Source organism: Brucella haematophila (assembly GCF_005938105.1).
GTDB classification, from domain to species: Bacteria; Pseudomonadota; Alphaproteobacteria; order Rhizobiales; family Rhizobiaceae; genus Brucella; species Brucella haematophila.
Map to the genome: position 1 here is coordinate 374,739 of NZ_VCPE01000003.1, position 17,724 is coordinate 392,462.

A 17,724-nucleotide genomic window follows, 5' to 3' on the forward strand; every position below is an offset into this window, starting at 1 on the left:
TAGTGAGTGTGGAGCCTAAGCATGTTCAATCGTATAGAGCCCAACATTGATGGCACCTTCCTCAAACCCACCTTCGCAATAGCAAAGGTAGTATTCCCAAAGCCGACGGAATTTATCGTCAAAGCCAAGCTTCTCGATTTCGGGCCAATTGGCGATAAAGCGCTGACGCCATTCGGCAAGCGTAAGAGCATAGGAATGGCCGAAATGCTCGGTCTCCTTTAAAACCAGACCGGCCTTCGCAAGGTCGCGCTCAAGCACTTGATCTGACGGCAAAAAGCCGCCCGGAAAGATGAATTTCTGGATGAAATCGGCCTTGCGGCGATAATTTTCGTAGCGCGTTTCTTCTATTGAAATGACCTGCAGGACCGCTCTGCCGCCGGGCTTGAGACAGCGTTTCAGGGTTGCGAAATAATCCGGCCAATAGGCTTCGCCGACAGCCTCAAACATTTCAATTGATACAATGCGGTCGAACTGGCCCTGAACATCGCGGTAATCCTGCAAGCGAAGGTCAACGGCATCGCTCAGTCCCACGTTTTCAACGACGGCTTTTGCCCAGGTGAGCTGCGATGGTGACAGGGTTATTCCTGTCACATGGGCATTGCGACAGTTTGCGAGATAGCCAGCCAGGGCTCCCCAACCGCAACCGATTTCAAGAATTCTTTCGCCGCCCTCAAGCGCGAGTTTTTCAGCAATACACTGCAACTTCTGCTCCTGCGCACTTTCGAGGTTATGGGTCGTCTCATTCCAGATAGCAGATGAATAATGCATCGAAGGGTCGAGCCACCGGGCATAGAAATCATTGCCGAGATCGTAGTGGGCTTCGATATTGCGCCGGCTGCCGCGGCGCGTGTTTGCATTGAGCAGGTGGCTGATACGGTTTAGCGCCCGCATCCAGCCAGATCCGCGTAATGTGGATGTCAGCGTATCGCGATTGCGCGCCGCAAAGCGGATGACCGATGTGAGATGGGGCGATGTCCATTCGCCTTCGATATAGGCCTGCGCAAAGCCTATATCTCCGCCTGTCAGCAGGCGACGCAGGCTGTTCCATTTAACGATTGCAATTTTGGCTTCCGGTCCAGGCAATGGACCATTAACGGCAATGACCTCACCGCCGGGCAGCGAAAGCACCAATCGCCCATGCTTAACCTGCTTCAGCAGTCGTTTCAACACGATAGCCGAAGGGCTGAAAGCTGGTCGTTCAGTTCGGCTTGATGCCGATAGTTGATGATATTCGTCGAGCTGGCTCATGCGGCCTTGTTCCTCTGCTGGACGGTCTCGTTACGAACAGATGTGATGGAAATCTCGGGCGCTGTGGGTCGTTTGCGTAAACCGATGCCTTTCAACCATATTTTCAGCGCCTCCCAGTGAATGCCGCCAATCACTTTCAAGGTGAGAAACGGAATCGAAAAAAAGGCGCGCAGCAAGGCGGCGTCGCTCAGCTCAACCCGCCGCGCCAGATGGCGGGCCGTCAAAAGCAGGCCTTCATCATCAAAACTGTTGATGCGGATGGAAAGCCGGTCTGTGGGTGGCGTGACTTCAAACTCGTATCGCAGCTTCATATCCATGAAGGGCGAGACGTAAAAAGCCTTGTCGCAGCTTTGTACGATGCGTCCGTTATCGCAGTTCCGGACCGGGATCATATAACCGTGGCGCTGGCGGAAAGTGTTATCAACTTCCCAGAGGATCGCCACGAGTTCGCCACCGCAATTATAGCAGAAGAAAACACTGAGCGGGTTGAAAGCCCAGCCCGCAATACGCGGCATTGTGAGCAGGCGGATTGCACCGCCATCAGGTACTATTCCGGCTGCCTCCATGGCGCATTCCACCTGCTCGCGCAGTGGCAGAGCCGATCCATCGCCTCTATCTTTCCTGTAGAAAGAAAACAGGTTCAAACGGTCGAGAGAAAACAGTTTCAACTTGCGATCGAGGGCTTCCAGTTCATCAAGGTCGAGCAGGAGCGAGTAGATTTTATAGGCCAGCTTGTGAACCTTCGGTCGTAAACGCGCATGGGTCACATGACCGGGAAACAGTGCCGACTGGAAGCTCTTGGTCATGCCAGCGCCCTTTCCCGGATAGGCAAACTCTGGCGAACGATGCGCCCACTTTCCTGCTCGACTTGCCATGGACGGCGCAGGCCGCCCAGATCTTCTGCCACGGCAAGACCGGCCTGAAGACCGTCCTCATGAAAGCCGGAGCCGAAATGCGCGCCGCAAAACCATGTTCGGCGCTGCCCCTGCAAGGACCAGATTTCTTTCTGCGCACGATCCGTTGCCATGTCGAAAATCGGATGTTCATAAATCTCGCGACGGATCACCAGTTCCTCGCGCGGTGCACGACAAGGATTGAGCGTAACAAAAGTCTCAGGCGCGTTGCCCAACGGTTGCAGGCGGTTCATCCAGTAAGTAATTGATGGCTGCGCCGGGCCAGTGGCCGCATTGGTAAGGTAATTCCAGCTCGACCACGCCGTGCGGCGTTTGGGCATCAGCGACGCATCGCTGTGCAACACCGCTTCATTTCGTGAATATTGAAACGCGCCGAGAATGCGGCTTTCATCCGCGCTCGGATCGGCCAACATCCACAAAGCCTGATCGGCATGCGTGGCAATCACTACATCGTCGAACACATGGGAAATGCCGTTTCCGTCGATCAACTCGACAGAATGTTCGGAACGTCGCACGGATTTGATCGGCGTTGAGAGCCTGATCCGGTCTGCATAGGGCTTGGTGATCCGCCTTAGATATTCTCGGCTGCCGCCGGTTACCGTGCGCCAGATTGGCCTGTCACGAAGAGCAAGAAGACCGTGATTGCAGCAGAAGCGGACGAAGCTTGCAGCCGGATATTGCCCCACTTCCATGGCAGGGGTGGACCAGATCGCTGCTGCCATCGGATAAAGATGATCTTCACGGAAAGCCCGGCCATAACCATTGCGCGCAAGATAATCATCAAGCGAAATACCGCCCATGATGCTCAGGTCTTTGGGTGCATTGCGATAAAATCGTAAGAGATCGCGGATCATCGACCAGAAGCGTGGACTGACCAGATTGGAGCGCTGGGCAAAGAGGCCGAGGCCGGTGCCGCCCGAGTATTCATAGGCGCCATTTCCGACTGAAACCGCAAACGACATGTTCGACGCGGCGGTTGGAACGTCAAGCGCGCGAAACAGGGCAGTCAGATTGGGATAGGTCACTTCATTATAGACAATGAACCCGGTATCGACTGCTACGGGACCGTGACTGCTCTCAAATTCGACAGTGTTGCTATGGCCGCCGATGCGGTCCGATGCTTCAAATAAAGTCACATCGTGGCGTTGCGAAAGCAGCCATGCAGCAGACAATCCGGAAATCCCGCTACCGATAATCGCGACGCTGAGACGTTTAGGGCTGCCCGGACTGTTCGTGATATCCATAGTCCCTCTCTTCACCGCGCGTTGAGCTGCGTGTGTGCTGCATTTTCATCGTTTTACGTTTTGAGAAGAAGTTTGGTTCAATCGGCGACCAAACTTTTTTATTTTTTTGAGCCGCTTAAGAAACCAACCGGTCAAACAGAACGTATTGCATAAGGAAAAGCGAACTCTCCACTAAAGGTCCCCATGCAACCCGGTCTGCTTTTAATTGTTGCCATTAGCCTGTCTGCCATCATGGCATTTGCCTGGGCGCTTGAACGAAAGACCGGCAAAAGCGGCTGGATCGATGCCATCTGGTCGTTTTCGGTGGGGGTGGGCTCAGTCATAGCCGTTATGCTTGCAGATGCGACATGGCAACGACGTTCAGCTATACTGATCCTCATCCTGGCATGGTCGCTTCGCCTTGGCTTTCACATTGCCAAGCGCAGTATGCGCTATGGCGAAGACCCGCGTTATGCAAAGCTGCTAAAAGAATGGGGCGAAAACGCTTCCGTTCGCTTGTTCTGGTTTTTGCAGATACAGGCTCTCGCAGCCGTCATTCTGGTTCTGGCGGTCTATCTCGCTACGGTTGGTCGCCCTGGCTTTCCATATTTCTTGGATATGGTCGGGATTGCAATCGTCGCCATCGCGTTGACGGGTGAAGCGCTGTCTGACGCGCAGCTTGCGCAGTTTCGCAAGACTCCAGAAGCCAGAACAGAAATTTGTGAAGCCGGCCTTTGGGCCTATTCCAGACATCCAAACTATTTCTTTGAATGGCTGTTCTGGTGCGCGTGGCCATTGATGGCAATTACCGCATCGTCATGGAGCTGGTTGTCGCTGCTCGCTCCGATCCAGATGTATTGGCTGCTGGTGCATGTCTCTGGCATCCCGCCGCTTGAGGAGCATATGCTGAAATCGCGCGGTGAAAAATTCCGTGCCCTGCAACATCGCGTCAATGCATTCTTTCTCGGGCCACGGAAAAGCAACGGAAGATCAAGGGGCTCGACATGAATATGGTGGCATCCGTACGTCCGAAAACACGTTCAGCAACACATAAACCGAGGATCATTGAATGACTGCGAAAGCGCTTGTCTGGTTGCGCAACGACCTGCGCCTTGCTGACAATCCTGCCCTTCATGCCGCGTTCAAGATGGGTGGCACAATCACGGCCCTTTTCGTGCATGAAACCAATCCACAATTGCGTGCACCCGGCGGTGCCGTCCGTTGGTGGTTGGAGCAGAGCTTGAACTTGCTGGAAAAAAGTCTCAATGAACGAAATGTCGAATTGATTATTGCCGATGGCGAAGCGCTCAATATCATTGAACAATTAATCGAGGAAAACAGCTTCGATACTGTTTTCTGGAACCGCCGTTATGCCCCTCAGGAGAGGGAAGTCGACGCGCTCATCAAATCCAACTTAAAGTACAAGGGACTGCATGTGGAGTCTTTCGCCGGCAATCTGCTGGCGGAACCCTGGGAGATCAAAACCGGCAACGGCGGATCGTATCAAGTTTTTACACCATATGCCAAATCACTGCGCCAGCATGGCGTGAGCAGACCACTACCCTCGCCAGACCGGAAGCTCGAGCCATTGGTCATCGAACACAAGCCCAGGCGGAAGAACTATAAAGAGGCCGTCTGGTCCAGAAAGATGAGCGGTCTTTGGAAGATCGGCGAAGCGGCTGCTATTGACCAACTATATCATTTCTTTGATACAACTATTCGCAATTATGCCAGGGATCGCGACCGTCCCGACGTTGAAGGCACATCAAAACTGTCACCCCATCTTCGCTTTGGCGAAATGAGTCCACGACAAGCATGGCATGCTACGCTTTCGCTCATGGATCAGGATCAAAGCACCCAAGCTGGCGGTGAAAAATTTCTTTCTGAGCTGATCTGGCGCGATTTCCATTATCATCAGCTCTATTATCGTCCTGATATTGCTGAAAACGACATGCGCGACACATTGGCTGATATCCGTTGGCTCAACAATCCAGAGGCGATTGATGCCTGGAAGACGGGCAAGACCGGTATTCCACTGATTGATGCCGGTATGCGTCAGCTTTGGGCAACAGGCTGGATGCACAACCGTGTAAGAATGCTGGTGGCATCGGTTTTAAGCAAGAATATGCAGATCGACTGGCGTGAGGGCGAGAAATGGTTCTGGGATACGTTGGTGGACGCGGATATAGCCAGCAATCCGGGGAGCTGGCAGTGGGTAGCTGGTTGTGGCATGGATGCCGCGCCTTACTTCCGTGTGTTCAATCCGGTCTTGCAGGGCGACAAGTTCGATACCCATGGCGGCTATGTACGCAAATGGGTTCCCGAGATCGCCGCCCTGCCGGATCGCTGGGTTCACAAGCCATTTGCGGCGCCAAAGGAAGCTTTACGAGAAGCCGGGGTTGTTTTGGGAGAAACCTATCCGCTTCCTGCGTTCACCGCACCTAAAGCGAACTAGTGGTCTTTAAGATCCAACATTTGCCCAGCGCTTGAACCGAGGGATGCAAATGTCGGAATCAGACCACGAGCGCGTTAACCTACGCCAGAAACTGACACTATTCTGAATTGAACAATAAGCTCGTGCGTCGTTGTGGGAAACCGCTTCGGCATTGAAAAACGTTAACCAAGAGCACGCTATCCAAGTATCACCGCCGCTTAAATACGGCACCTGCCGTATATCATTCTGTTCCAGCGAAGCCTAAATCTCCCAGCGTTTGGCCGATGGGGGAGGAACCATCATGTTGTCGCTGGAGTTGTTGATACCGTTTGCTGTCGCGACGCTGACATTTGCGTGTATACCTGGGCCTGCCATACTCTACATGACCGCGCAGACCCTTGCACACGGTCGCAATGCTGGTCTGATGGCTGCTCTCGGTGTTCATCTTGGGTGCTATGTCCATATTGCAGCGGCTACGATTGGCCTTGCTTCGTTGATAGAGCATGCTCCGACCGTTTATGTGATGATAAGATTTGCCGGTGCCGCGTATCTCATCTGGCTGGGGCTAGTCATATTTTTTGATTGGAACAAGGCGAGCGACCATTCCAGCAGCCCGGTGTCCAAGACTTTTCGGGATAGTATTGTCGTTGAGGTTCTCAATCCCAAGACCGCGCTATTTTTTGTGACCTTTCTCCCGCAATTTGTACAACCCGCAGCCGAAATCCCACTCTGGCTCCAGTTCCTTGTTCTGGGTGTTGTGGTGAACCTGATTTTCTCATTAGCCGATGTTGCAGCCGTTGCACTTGCCTCTTTGGCTTTTGGACGAATGAGTGGCGACAGGACCGGTTGGCTGGTGCCAAAAACTTGCGGCACCATTCTGATGGGTTTGGGTGCAGCGCTTGTCAGTCATCACTTTTAGCGAAAGCACATTGCGGACACACGCAAGCCGCCAGTGCCAGAAATCGCACGGCATAATGAAACCTTCACGTTTCAAAGTCTGCTTCAAGCGAGGATAAAATCTTGTCGCGCAGAGTTGCAGTTCATTCAGGTGGATAAAGGCGTGTATGGGAAGCGTTCTCCAAGTTTGGACCGGTACAAGGGCAAGTAAAGTAAAAAAGTGAAGGTGTTCCCTATCTCGGCTGCGAGGGCTGCAGGTGTCCCGATTGTCAAGGATGCAGCCCTGCCCGAAGCGGGTCTCGATATCAACCTGACCAACTTTCTGCATTTTGTTCTGGCAATACGAAGAGCGAAGGTATTTCAATCGGCGTCTTAGTGCTATAGCGATCAACCTCACTACCAAACTCTAAATGCACCCTGTCAGCAGGCGAGATAATCCGGAAACCGTAGCGTCGATGTCTGAAGCTCCCGCAACACAGTCCCCAACCGATCGACTTGAAACGTTGAATATCAATGTTTCCTATGGCGACAGCCAGATCATCGAGGATTTGTCGTTGCGCATTCCCGACGGGAAATTCACGGTCATTGTTGGCCCCAATGCTTGTGGTAAGTCGACTTTGTTGCGTACACTCGCCCGGATTATCAGGCCGGACAGGGGTTCGGTTATACTGGATGGCAAGCAGATAGAGCGCGTTCCCGCCCGGGAAGTAGCGCGTATTTTGGGGCTTTTGCCGCAGAGTTCCATTGCTCCGAATGGAATTTCAGTTGCCGACCTCGTTGCCCGCGGACGTTATCCGCATCAGACGTTCTTGCAGCGCTGGACCGAAGCGGACGAAAAAGCGGTCAATTGGGCGATGCAAACGGCTCGTGTCGACGATCTTGCCACGCGCACTGTAGATGAATTGTCCGGCGGACAGCGCCAACGCGTCTGGATAGCGATGGTTCTTGCGCAGGAAACGCCGTTGCTTCTGCTTGATGAACCGACGACGTTTCTCGACATCTCGCATCAGATCGAACTTCTCAACCTGCTGCGTAATCTCAATCGCAGGCAGGGCAATACGATTGTGGCTGTCCTGCATGATCTCAATCAGGCGTGCCGCTATGCCGACCATATCGTTGCCATGCGGCAGGGGCATGTCGTTGCAGAAGGCAATCCGCGCGAGATCATGACCGCTGAACTGGTGGGAACGGTTTTTGGACTGCCTTGCGTGGTCATTGACGATCCGATAACCGGCGATCCCATGGTTGTTCCGTTGGACAACGCAGATGACGATTAATTTCAGCGTGATCGGGTCAGATACCAGATGAGATAGAGCCCGCCTACAAGGCCGGTCACACGGCCGACCGGCAGAACAAGGCGGAAAGCTGCAAGTTGGATCAAAAGATCCGCAGCAATCAGAAGGCAAGCCCCCATCAGCGCGGCGCTGATAACTGGAATACCATTGATCCTCGTCAGTCGGCTGACCAGTTGTGGCGCTGCAAGAGCGATAAATGCGATCGGCCCAGCAGCGGCTGTTGCAAGCCCCGCCAGTAAGACCGCACACAGGATCATCACCAGGCGAGTTCGTTCTACCCCTATCCCCAATTGCCGCGCCTGGTCGTCGCCCATTTCCATCATGGTTAGTCGCGTGGCGAAAAGGCTGATGAGCGGGATGATGAGAAGGCAGCCAGTCATGAGAGGCAAGACATGTTGCCATGTGCGACCGTTCAACGAGCCGGCCAACCAGAGATTTGCAGTGATTGCATTGTCGAGATCGCCTTTGACAAGTATGAGTCCGTTAAGGGCGCTCAAGGTCGCACCGGCACCAATGCCGATCAGAACCAGCCGGTAGCCGCTTGTCGTGCCGTTTTTGAACGATAGAAGATAGACGATCCCTGCGGTTATGATACCGCCAGCGACTGCCGAGACAGCGACGGCGAGCGGGCTGCCGCCCATGAAAACAATCTGCAGCAATGCGCCGGTGGCTGCGCCCATGGTGAAACCGATTATATCCGGCGATCCCAGCGGGTTGCGCGATACCGATTGGAATATGGCGCCTGAAACGCCGAGAGCTGCGCCGGTAAAGATGGCAGTCAATGTACGTGGGAGACGCAGATTGAGAAGAATCTGCTGTTGCATCGCGCTTGCGTCACTGTGACTGAACAGGATCGAAACTGCGGTTTCGGCGGGAATGTGGACCTTGCCAAGCGTCATCGTGAAGAGACCAGCAACCGCGATCATAACTGTCAGCAACAGCATATAAACGACGAAGCGCGGTTTCAGGCTGAATGACAGGCTGCGGCTGCGCCAGATCCACTCGTTCGGGCGGCGCGTCAGTCGTGTTTGTTTCATAGTTGGGACATCTGGTTTCGCCTGACGAGCAGGATAAAGAATGGTCCGCCGAAAAGGCCGATCATGATGCCGACGCCGACTTCTCCGGGAGGCGCGATAATGCGGCCAAGCGTATCGGTAACCGTTACCAGAATGGCGGCGACAATCATTGAAAAAGGGAGAAGCCAACGATGACCGGGACCGGCCAGAAGCCGAGCGATATGCGGAGCTGTCAATCCGACAAATGCAATCGGTCCGGCAGCGGCGGTTGCCGCCCCTGATAACAATATGATGGAGATTGCTGCAAGGCTCCAGACCCGCACTGGATTGGCGCCCAAAGCCTTGCTCAGATCGCTGCCAAGTGCCGCCGTGTCCAGGGCACTTGAGAGAGAAAGTGCCAAAGCAAGGCCGATGAGCGTCAGACCGCCGACCGGGAGAAAGACGGAGTAACCGCGTCCTTGCAGCGAACCGACGGACCAGTTGCGATATTGATCGAAGACCTGATCTGCACTGTTGATGAGCACGATCTGCGCAATCGATATCAGGACAACGGAGATTGCTGCCCCCGCGAGAACAACGCGCAACTGGCTGTCTTTTGCGCCGACATTGCCGAGCAGATATACGCCCGTTCCGGCGAGCCCTGCACCGAGGATACCGAATGCCATGTACAAGGAGACGTCGCTGATGCCGAGAAGCGTGATTGCAATGACGATCATCACCGATGCACCCGCGTTGATGCCAAGGATGCCCGGATCGGACAGCGGATTGCGCGTCAGCGCCTGCATCACTGTTCCCGCCACGCCGAGCGCTGTGCCGACAATAATTGCCAGCAGGGTGCGCGGTATGCGCAGATTCCGCACAAGCAGATGGTCACTCGACTGCGGGTCGAAATGGAACAGGGCGTCCCACGTCGTTGCAAGTGTTACCGGACGCGTGCCCACTGTAAAGCCGAACAAGGCGCAAGCCGCCAGGAGTACGACCAGCCCCAAAAGAATAGCCAGACGGCGACCCGCCGCCGAATGGCGTCGTTCCATCGTCGATACGCCTCCACTTCCGGCACTGTCTGCTTTCAAAAATCAGGCTCCGAATTTCTTCACAATGTCGTCGACGATTTGTCGTGCGCTATAGTTGTCGATGCGAAACGAATTGACGCCGAGACCGTAAACCTGACGGCTCTTAACCGATGGCACATTGGCAAGAAAGGGGTCGTTCAGAAAAGTGGCGGCGCCGGAATCATTTACGCGCAGGAGAAACGTGACTTTCGATTTCAAGTCGATGAGGTTTTCATAAGGGGCCCAAACGAAGTCTCCCCGGCTTTCGGCTTGTGTATGCCAGGCCGGGTTGGGGTCTTCGATCATAAATCCGAGCGAAGCCAGCAAGGAGGCATGAGGGCCGCCAACGCGCGCAATGGGATTGGCTTGCCCGGCCCCGTTGAAGCTGATGATATTGGTCGTGCCTTCCGGCACTTTGATCTTTGCCTTGGCTGCGGCGACATAGGCGTCGAAATCGGCAATGGTTGCAGCGGCTTCCTTTTCCAACCCTGCGGCCTTGCCGAGTGTTTGGGCAAGCGCCTGCCATGTTTCGCTGCCGTCATCGACAAGAATGGTCGGTGCGATCTCACGGAATGCTGCAAGTTGATCCTTCGCCGATCCGGCACCACTCGATGCTACGATGATCAGGTCGGGCTGTGTCGCATAGACGGTTTCGAGATCTACCGCACCTGCAGGCCAGGCGTTTTCGACACCGCGTTCCTTGGCAACAGAGTCCCATTGCGCGAAAAACTTACCGTTTGCAGCAGAAGCGCTCGCAACCACAGGCGCACCAATGGCAAGAAGCGTGCCAGTGGTCGAAACGGACGTGGAGAGAATGCGTTGCGGTTTTTTCGGTATGACGGTCGTGCTGCCATCGGCGTTGGTGAAATTTCGCGGCCAGCCTTCATCTGCCCGGGCGATGCCGATTGGCGCAAGCGCCATGAAGCTCAGCGCGATAAACAGCACGAGTAGCTGGCGGATATCAGCAACCTTCATTCTTGAAAATCTCCGGAAAAGATCCAACTGTTCGATGCCTCATAGATTGGCAGCCCGTCTCGGGGGAAGTCAAAAATCGCGATTTTTTCTGTTTGGCTATCACAAAATCTCGATTGTCTGGATTGCGCTGTGTATCAAGGGGCGGGGGTGGTCGCCTGCTTGCGCAACGCGGATGGCGGATAGCCAAAACGCTTTCGAAAAGCGTTCGTGAAGTTTGACAGATGTACATATCCGGCATCGAACGCTATGTCCGAAATGCTGTGATTGCTGAACAGCAATGCCTCATGCGCCTCGTCCAGCCATCGGTAGCGGATAAACTCATTCAGCGAACAATGATGACCCTTGCGCACCAGCCGCTGGAGCGTCGCCTGGCTCATTCCCAGCGCACCAGACATCTCTCCCGCAGACAGATGATCATGGGCGGAATGTCTGTCTATGAATTGGATCAAAGCATAAAGACGCTGCTGTTCAAGCACAGTAAGGTCGCTGGATTGGGCAACCGCTTCACTGCGATTGCTAAAGGTTGCGGTCAATGCTTCTGCTATGATGGCAAGTGTGTTGCTTTCCAGCAGAAGTCCGGAGAAGGGTGGTTTGCGCACGGCGACGTCGAACATCTGGCGGGCCAGAAATTCGACCTTCGGGCCGGGGTTCCATTGCCACAAACCGGGATCGCCATTAATCAGCGCGCTGAAGCCCGGCGAGATATCGTTGTTGCTTTCCCAGCGTCTCAACCATTCGCGGGACATGCCGATAACCATTTTGTCCAGATATTGCCCCTTCCGGGCGCGCCGGCGCAAGCGGGCGCCCTTCTCATTGGAGACAATAACCGCCGAGGATTGCCAGCGCCCCTTCGATGTCCGCTTGGGCATGGGCAGCGGGGTGCCGTCCAGCGATGCCTCGACATAACCTTCGAGAAAAATATTGATGCAGACGCGCGCGTCGAGCTCAAGCTCCATTTCGAGGTCTTCAAGCTGCATGCGCCGACCAAAATTGGCGTAGACCCCGCAATCCATCCGTACTTTGCCCACAACCCCGCAGCCGACGACAGCTTCGGTCTGATCACCCGTATCGAGAAAGCGGACACCGCGCTTGCGCAGGGCGCGTCGCGTCAGAATAGGTGTGTTATGTGCTTCCGCTGAGGGAAAAACTCCGATTGTGCTGTTCACATCGGTCTCCTGCATAAGTTTATGCGTGGCAAACGTAAGCGGAGGTCCGCCTGACCTCTTATAGGAATATATGAAAGTTACAGTCAAGATTAGCGGATGCCAGAACGATTTTCAGTCCGACCCGTTTTGGGAAGGCTATCTCTGCGGCGCTTGGGGATATTGAAATGAAGACGAAGACCATCGGAAATCAGCGCCGCGTCGCCCGGCTGACGCGGGTATTGCTAGGCACAACCATTCTGGCGGGCGTTGCGTTTGCCGCGCATGCTCAGGAGACGGCTCAGGATACCGCCAAGGCAGCCGCGCAGAATGCGGTCAAGACGGAACAGGCGACCGGCACCACGGTTCTTGCGCCGGTTGTGATCGAGGGCGCCAGTTACGAGACCGAAGGTACAGGCAGCTACGCGACCAAGATGATCAGCGTTGGCGACAAGGATACGCGCCCGCTGCGTGAAGTTCCCCAGTCGACGACTGTTCTGACCCGCGAGCGTCTTGACGACGGCAATTTCACATCGCTCGATACGGCAATGCGCAAAACGCCGGGGGTTGTCGTTCTGACGAATGATGATGGTCGCTCCAGCATTTATTCGCGTGGCTTCGAATTCGACACGATCTATATGAACGGGCTTTCGACGCCGATTCAGTCGATCTACGGCACGCAGCCGGATATGGCCGTGGTCGACCATATTGAAATTCTGCGCGGACCATCGGGTCTATTCGGTGGAACGGGTGAACCTGCAGGCGCAATCAATATGCGTCTCAAGCAGGCTTCCGATGAATTCAAGGCAAGCGCCAATACCATCTTCGATTCATGGAGCGGCAAGCGCATTGAAGGGGACGTCACGGGCCCGCTTACCCCATCTGGCAACGTCCGTGGCCGTCTCGTTGGCGTGCTGTCGGCCAAGGATAGCTGGGTGGATGACAATGATAACAAGGTCGGTGTGCTGTACGGCACCATTCAGGCCGACCTGAATGAAAATACGACCGCAACATTCAGCATCAACCATACCGAACGTAACATCACGCCGTTCAATGGTCTTCCGACACTCTCGAATGGAACATTGCTCGATCTCGACCGATCCACATTTACCGGTGCGGACTGGAACAATTTCGAAAGCAACGTCACCCAATATATCGGAGAAATCGAACACCGTTTCGACGATGGCGGGCATGTCAAAGTGTCGGCACTCTATTCGCGCGTCGATACGAATTTCCTCTATGCCTATGCCGCAGGCGCGGCCAACACGGCGGGCATCGTTAGCAGTGGCACGCGCTGGCTGGCGCGGGACTATCAGCAAGACTCGGTTTCGCTCGACGCGCATATCAGCCGCCCGTTCGAAATGTTCGGTCTGGAAAACAACATCATTGGTGGCGTGGATTATCGCGGTAGCAAAGATACGCTTTATTCGGCCACAGGTGTAATTTCGGGTGCACAGAGCCTGTACAACTGGAATACCCATCTTGCCGAGCCGACGGTGAAATATGGTAGCCCGACCAAGACAGAAACCGATCAATACGGAGTGTACGGTCAATGGCGCATCAAGCCAATTGATAAACTGACCCTCATTGGTGGCGGTCGTTTCAGCTGGTATGATGGCCAGTCGAGCGGCGATGAAGTCAAGATCGATGGTGAGTTCACACCTTATGGCGGTGTCGTTTACGACTTGACGGATTGGCTTTCGGCCTATGGCAGCTACACGGAAATATTCCAGCCGCAATCAGTTACGGACGCGAATGGCTCTATCATCGATCCGCGCACCGGGCGCCAGTTTGAAATCGGCTTGAAGGCCGATCTGACCGACAATATCAACGCTTCGCTCGCGTGGTTCGACCTGACCGACAAGAACCGTGCTGTCGCTGATCCAAGCAATACGAGCGACTATCTGGCACTGGGCAAGGCGCATCTGAAGGGTGTCGAATTTGAAGTCAACGGCGAAGTCCTGCCTTATTGGGAAGTAACCGCCGGCTATACCTATACCGATACCGTCTATGAGGATACGCAACGCGCTGCTGGTTCGGAATTCTACACGCCGGAACATATGCTGCAGCTGTTCACCAAATATACGTTTAACGGTCGTGGTGACTGGACCGATGGCATTTTCGTTGGCGGTGGCGTCAAGGTGTTCTCGTCATTCAAGAATATTTCAAGAACTGCCGCCGGTGGTGCAACCACAATCGAAGCGCCGGGCTATGGTGTGGTCGATCTGCAAGCAGGTTACAAGTTCAACGACCATGTGACCGCCACCCTTGCGGTGAACAACGTGTTCGACAAGAAATATTATGAACGCGTTGGCGGAACGTCCGTCTTCAACTTCTACGGTGAACCGCGCAGTGTTTCGTTCAAGTTGGGAACGACGTTCTAAGCAACCGGTATAGAGCAATATCAAAAGCCCGGAACGGTTGTTCCGGGCTTTTTCGTTATTGCGTCGAGGCTGGTTGCTCAGCTGAAGGCGAGCAGTTGCGCGCGTCGTACGCCGTGCATCAGCATGTCGAAATGATCATGATCTTTGGCAATGATCAATTGCATCGCAAGCTGCGGGTTTGCTTCCGCAATCCTTTGTGCTGCTTCGGTGATGTTGTCCACCATTGCGCGTCTGTCCAGATGAGCTTGGCGCTGGTCGTTCAGAGGTTGCGAGGCATATTGCTCGTCCTGGCCGACTGTAATGACTAGTTTTTCACACGCAGTGATTAGTGGGAGTGCGCGTAGATGGCGGAGCATCATCGTCTCACTGAACCATAGCGAAGGACTTGCCGCCCAATAACGCTGGAAATGACCGGGATGGTTCAACAAAGCATGGATGGCGAAAAGCCCGCCATAGGAATGGCCGAAGAGTGTTTGTCGTGCGGAATCGAGGGAAATTCTTTCTGTTAGGAGAGGTCTTAACTCCTCGACGATAAAAGACAGGAAGTCCGAGGCCTTGCCAAAATCTTGGGAAATCTGGTCTCCTGTCTCACCGTCCGGTATGGGGGTGTAATTGCGAGCACGCGCTGCGGGGTTGCACAGCGGGCCGCCGGGAAAACCGATCGCAACGATCAGGCCGTCAGCTTCCGTGCCGCCGATTGGCGCGCCAGCAGTGAAATTGCGCGTAGGGCGACTATAGGTAAGCGGAAAACTTGTTTCGGCGTCCAGCATCCACAAAACCGGATAGCCGCTTTGGGGAGGCGGACTATCGGGGATGCGCACCAGAATCCTATAGGTTTCGCCGGTACATTTTGAACTGACTTCGAAGGACTTCGATCCGGGCAGATAAACATGTTGCCACTCACTAGTCTCCAAGGTCATTACCTATCTCTTTTCAATTAGATATGATCGCTGCTCAACGTCTATACGCATCAAAATGACGTTGATTTCAAGCGGTAGCGTCGCCTTAAGTAGAGGAATTTCTCCGCAACCCATCATAGATGCCAGTAAGAACGGTGGCGCTTCCCTGCGTGTCTGGGCCGGTTCTATGCATCGTCGCCATTTCCTTCTGATTGCGCAAGCTCAGCTTATGGGCCAGCTATCATTGCTCTCATAAAAGAACCACTGGCTTGCCGAAATGGTGGCTATCAGACATCAGAAATATCGAGTTTGCGAGAAGCTGTAATTTGATCACCGTCAGGCTTATAGAAAATTTGCAACGGAACCGTCGGTCGTCCGTCATCTTTTCCATTCAAATGCTGCTCCATTGGTTGACTTGGGAGCCAAATGCCAAAATAATAAACATGTTAAATAAAAGGGTGGAGGAACCAGATGTTTACAACTGGATAGCATTTCAGTTGGATCGCTTGATGACCAAGCTTCAATCGGAAGCGAGGAAGCTCACAGAGATGCGATAGCAAGTGCATTGCGTGCTGGCGTCCAAGTCAGCGCAATAGGTTTACGTATCCACGGCATCCTCTGGTTGCGGCTGCGTTAAGCGTTGCCAACACAGGTAAACCGAAGTCAATTTTATCCCTTCACAATTGAGGTTTGCAATGAGCACTGTTTCTCTTCTGCCGGAGGTGGAAGCGTTTATTGGCCGCGAGCACGGTTTGTTTATTGACGGCGTCGCGACGCCTGCAACGACCACAGGACGGATCAGCATCACCAATCCGGCGGATGGCCGAACTTTTGCATCGATTGCGGATGCCTCCGATGAGGACGTAGACAAAGCGGTTCAGTCGTCGTGCCGCGCCTTCAAAGGTGTGTGGGCCAGGACAAGCCCCGCAGAACGCGCGAATATTCTGTTGCGACTTGCCGATCTCTTTGGCAAGTACCGAGAGGAACTTGCGCAGATTGAGACCCTTCAGTCGGGCAAACTCATCCAGATATCCCGCGGGTTTGAGGTCGATGCGGCGGTCGCATTCCTGCGCTATTATGCAGGGTGGGCAACCAAGATTACCGGTGAGACAATTCAACCATCGTTGCCCTCGTTGAATGGTGAGCAATACACGGCGTATACCCTTCGTCAGCCTGTTGGTGTGGTCGTTGGCATTGTGCCGTGGAATTTTTCGATCCTGATCGCAGTCTGGAAATTTGCATCAGCGCTGGCGACCGGTTGCACATCGATGATCAAGCCGTCGGAGTTTACGCCGCTGACTATGCTTCGTATCGCGGAGATTGCGAAGGAAGCAGGTGTGCCTGATGGGGTTCTGAATGTTGTTACTGGCACCGGCAAGGTTGGAGCCGCCTTGATTGCTCATCCGGGAACAAGCAAGGTCAGCTTCACCGGATCGGTGCCGACAGGTATTGCCGTTGGCAAGAGTGCATTCGATGCGAAACACACCCGTGCGACGCTGGAGCTTGGCGGCAAGAATGCTGTTGGATTCTTGCGTGATGTCGATGCCGACAAGGCGGTGAATGGCATTTTCGAAGCGGGGTTCATCCATCAAGGACAGATCTGCGCGGCTGGCGAACGCTTTTATGTGCATCGCTCGCGCATGGATGAAATTCTGGAGAAACTCTCGGTCCGGATTTCCAGTCTGAATGTCGGTAATCCACTGGACGAGGATGCCCAGTTCGGCCCATTGTCCAATAGGCCTCACCTTGAGAAAATTGCCGCGTTCTTCGAACAAGCCCGTTCTCAAAACGCGCAGATTATCTGTGGTGGCAAGGTTCTTGATCGTCCCGGTTTCTATGTGGAGCCAACTGTCATTCGCGTTGATAAGCCTGACGCGACGCTGATCCGGGAAGAGACCTTTGGTCCAATCGGCACCTTCTTCGCCTATGATGATGAGGAAGAGTTGCTGGAACTGATGAATGATACGCCATTTGGACTTTCTGCCAGTCTGTGGACGGAGGATATTTCCAAAGCACTGCGCATGATCCCACGCATTGAAGCAGGTACTGTCTGGGTCAATATGCACACCATACTTGACCCGGCCGTTCCATTTGGTGGGATCAAGTCATCGGGTATTGGGCGCGAGTTTGGGAGTGCATTCATCAATGACTATACGGAACTCAAGTCGGTCATGATCCGCTATTGAACTAAAAGGCCCCACGTCTGATAAGACGTGGGGCCTTTCGCTTGTCGTTGCTACAGTCT

Annotated in this window: 14 protein-coding genes; 6 read left to right on the top strand and 8 right to left on the bottom strand. The window is 54.1% G+C overall.

Going from position 1 to position 17,724, the window contains the following annotated elements:
- Positions 1–15: 15 nt before the first annotated feature.
- From FGI60_RS06925 to FGI60_RS06935, 3 genes are read right to left on the bottom strand one after another with little or no spacing between them, the layout of a single operon-like run.
- A complete protein-coding gene (locus tag FGI60_RS06925) occupies positions 16–1,248 on the bottom strand; it encodes an SAM-dependent methyltransferase (RefSeq protein WP_138784521.1) in 1,233 nt (410 codons plus the stop codon).
- Positions 1,245–2,054 carry a DUF1365 domain-containing protein gene (locus tag FGI60_RS06930; RefSeq protein WP_138784522.1) on the bottom strand — a complete coding sequence of 270 codons (810 nt, stop codon included), beginning with the start codon at positions 2,052–2,054 and terminating at the stop codon, positions 1,245–1,247. The genes FGI60_RS06925 and FGI60_RS06930 overlap by 4 nt, the downstream gene beginning before the upstream one ends.
- On the bottom strand, positions 2,051–3,406 hold the full coding sequence (locus FGI60_RS06935; RefSeq protein WP_138784523.1) for an NAD(P)/FAD-dependent oxidoreductase: 1,356 nt from the start codon (positions 3,404–3,406) through the stop codon (positions 2,051–2,053). The genes FGI60_RS06930 and FGI60_RS06935 overlap by 4 nt, the downstream gene beginning before the upstream one ends.
- A gap of 183 nt (positions 3,407–3,589) precedes the next feature.
- On the opposite strand from FGI60_RS06935, the gene FGI60_RS06940 reads away from it, so the two are divergent.
- From FGI60_RS06940 to FGI60_RS06955, 4 genes are all read left to right on the top strand, one after another.
- Positions 3,590–4,393 (top strand): DUF1295 domain-containing protein, encoded by an 804-nt coding sequence (locus tag FGI60_RS06940; RefSeq protein ID WP_138784524.1) that lies wholly within the window; start codon positions 3,590–3,592, stop codon positions 4,391–4,393.
- A gap of 61 nt (positions 4,394–4,454) precedes the next feature.
- Entirely contained in the window at positions 4,455–5,840 is a 1,386-nt protein-coding gene (locus tag FGI60_RS06945) for a cryptochrome/photolyase family protein (RefSeq protein ID WP_138784525.1), read from the top strand.
- Positions 5,841–6,120: 280 nt separating this feature from the next.
- The gene (locus tag FGI60_RS06950; protein ID WP_138784526.1) at positions 6,121–6,738 is read left to right on the top strand and encodes a LysE family translocator; all 618 of its coding nucleotides are present in this window, start codon (positions 6,121–6,123) and stop codon (positions 6,736–6,738) included.
- A gap of 433 nt (positions 6,739–7,171) precedes the next feature.
- Entirely contained in the window at positions 7,172–7,993 is an 822-nt protein-coding gene (locus tag FGI60_RS06955; RefSeq protein WP_138784527.1) for an ABC transporter ATP-binding protein, read from the top strand.
- A 2-nt stretch (positions 7,994–7,995) separates the two neighbouring features.
- On the opposite strand, the gene FGI60_RS06960 is transcribed toward FGI60_RS06955, so the two are convergent.
- The 4 genes from FGI60_RS06960 to FGI60_RS06975 all read right to left on the bottom strand — a co-directional run bounded on the left by FGI60_RS06960 (position 7,996) and on the right by FGI60_RS06975 (position 12,031).
- A complete protein-coding gene (locus tag FGI60_RS06960; protein WP_138784528.1) occupies positions 7,996–9,048 on the bottom strand; it encodes a FecCD family ABC transporter permease in 1,053 nt (350 codons plus the stop codon).
- Positions 9,045–10,100, bottom strand: a complete 1,056-nt coding sequence (locus tag FGI60_RS06965) for a FecCD family ABC transporter permease (protein ID WP_235889752.1) — start codon at positions 10,098–10,100, stop codon at positions 9,045–9,047. The genes FGI60_RS06960 and FGI60_RS06965 overlap by 4 nt, the downstream gene beginning before the upstream one ends.
- Positions 10,101–10,103: 3 nt before the next feature.
- The gene (gene fepB, locus FGI60_RS06970) at positions 10,104–11,054 is read right to left on the bottom strand and encodes a Fe2+-enterobactin ABC transporter substrate-binding protein (protein ID WP_138784529.1); all 951 of its coding nucleotides are present in this window, start codon (positions 11,052–11,054) and stop codon (positions 10,104–10,106) included.
- Positions 11,055–11,188: 134 nt separating this feature from the next.
- Positions 11,189–12,031: a helix-turn-helix domain-containing protein gene (locus tag FGI60_RS06975; protein WP_171058718.1), complete on the bottom strand. Its 843-nt coding sequence runs from the start codon at positions 12,029–12,031 to the stop codon at positions 11,189–11,191.
- 353 nt (positions 12,032–12,384) lie between these two features.
- Here FGI60_RS06975 and FGI60_RS06980 point away from each other — a divergent pair, with 353 nt between their 5' ends.
- Entirely contained in the window at positions 12,385–14,580 is a 2,196-nt protein-coding gene (locus FGI60_RS06980) for a TonB-dependent siderophore receptor (protein ID WP_138784531.1), read from the top strand.
- A 77-nt stretch (positions 14,581–14,657) separates the two neighbouring features.
- Here the strand turns inward: FGI60_RS06980 and FGI60_RS06985 are convergent, their stop codons facing one another.
- Positions 14,658–15,500, bottom strand: coding sequence for an alpha/beta hydrolase (locus tag FGI60_RS06985; RefSeq protein WP_138784532.1), 843 nt, complete (start codon positions 15,498–15,500; stop codon positions 14,658–14,660).
- A 674-nt stretch (positions 15,501–16,174) separates the two neighbouring features.
- On the opposite strand from FGI60_RS06985, the gene FGI60_RS06990 reads away from it, so the two are divergent.
- Complete coding sequence (locus FGI60_RS06990) at positions 16,175–17,665, top strand: aldehyde dehydrogenase family protein (RefSeq protein WP_138784533.1); 1,491 nt, start codon at positions 16,175–16,177, stop codon at positions 17,663–17,665.
- Positions 17,666–17,724: the final 59 nt, after the last annotated feature.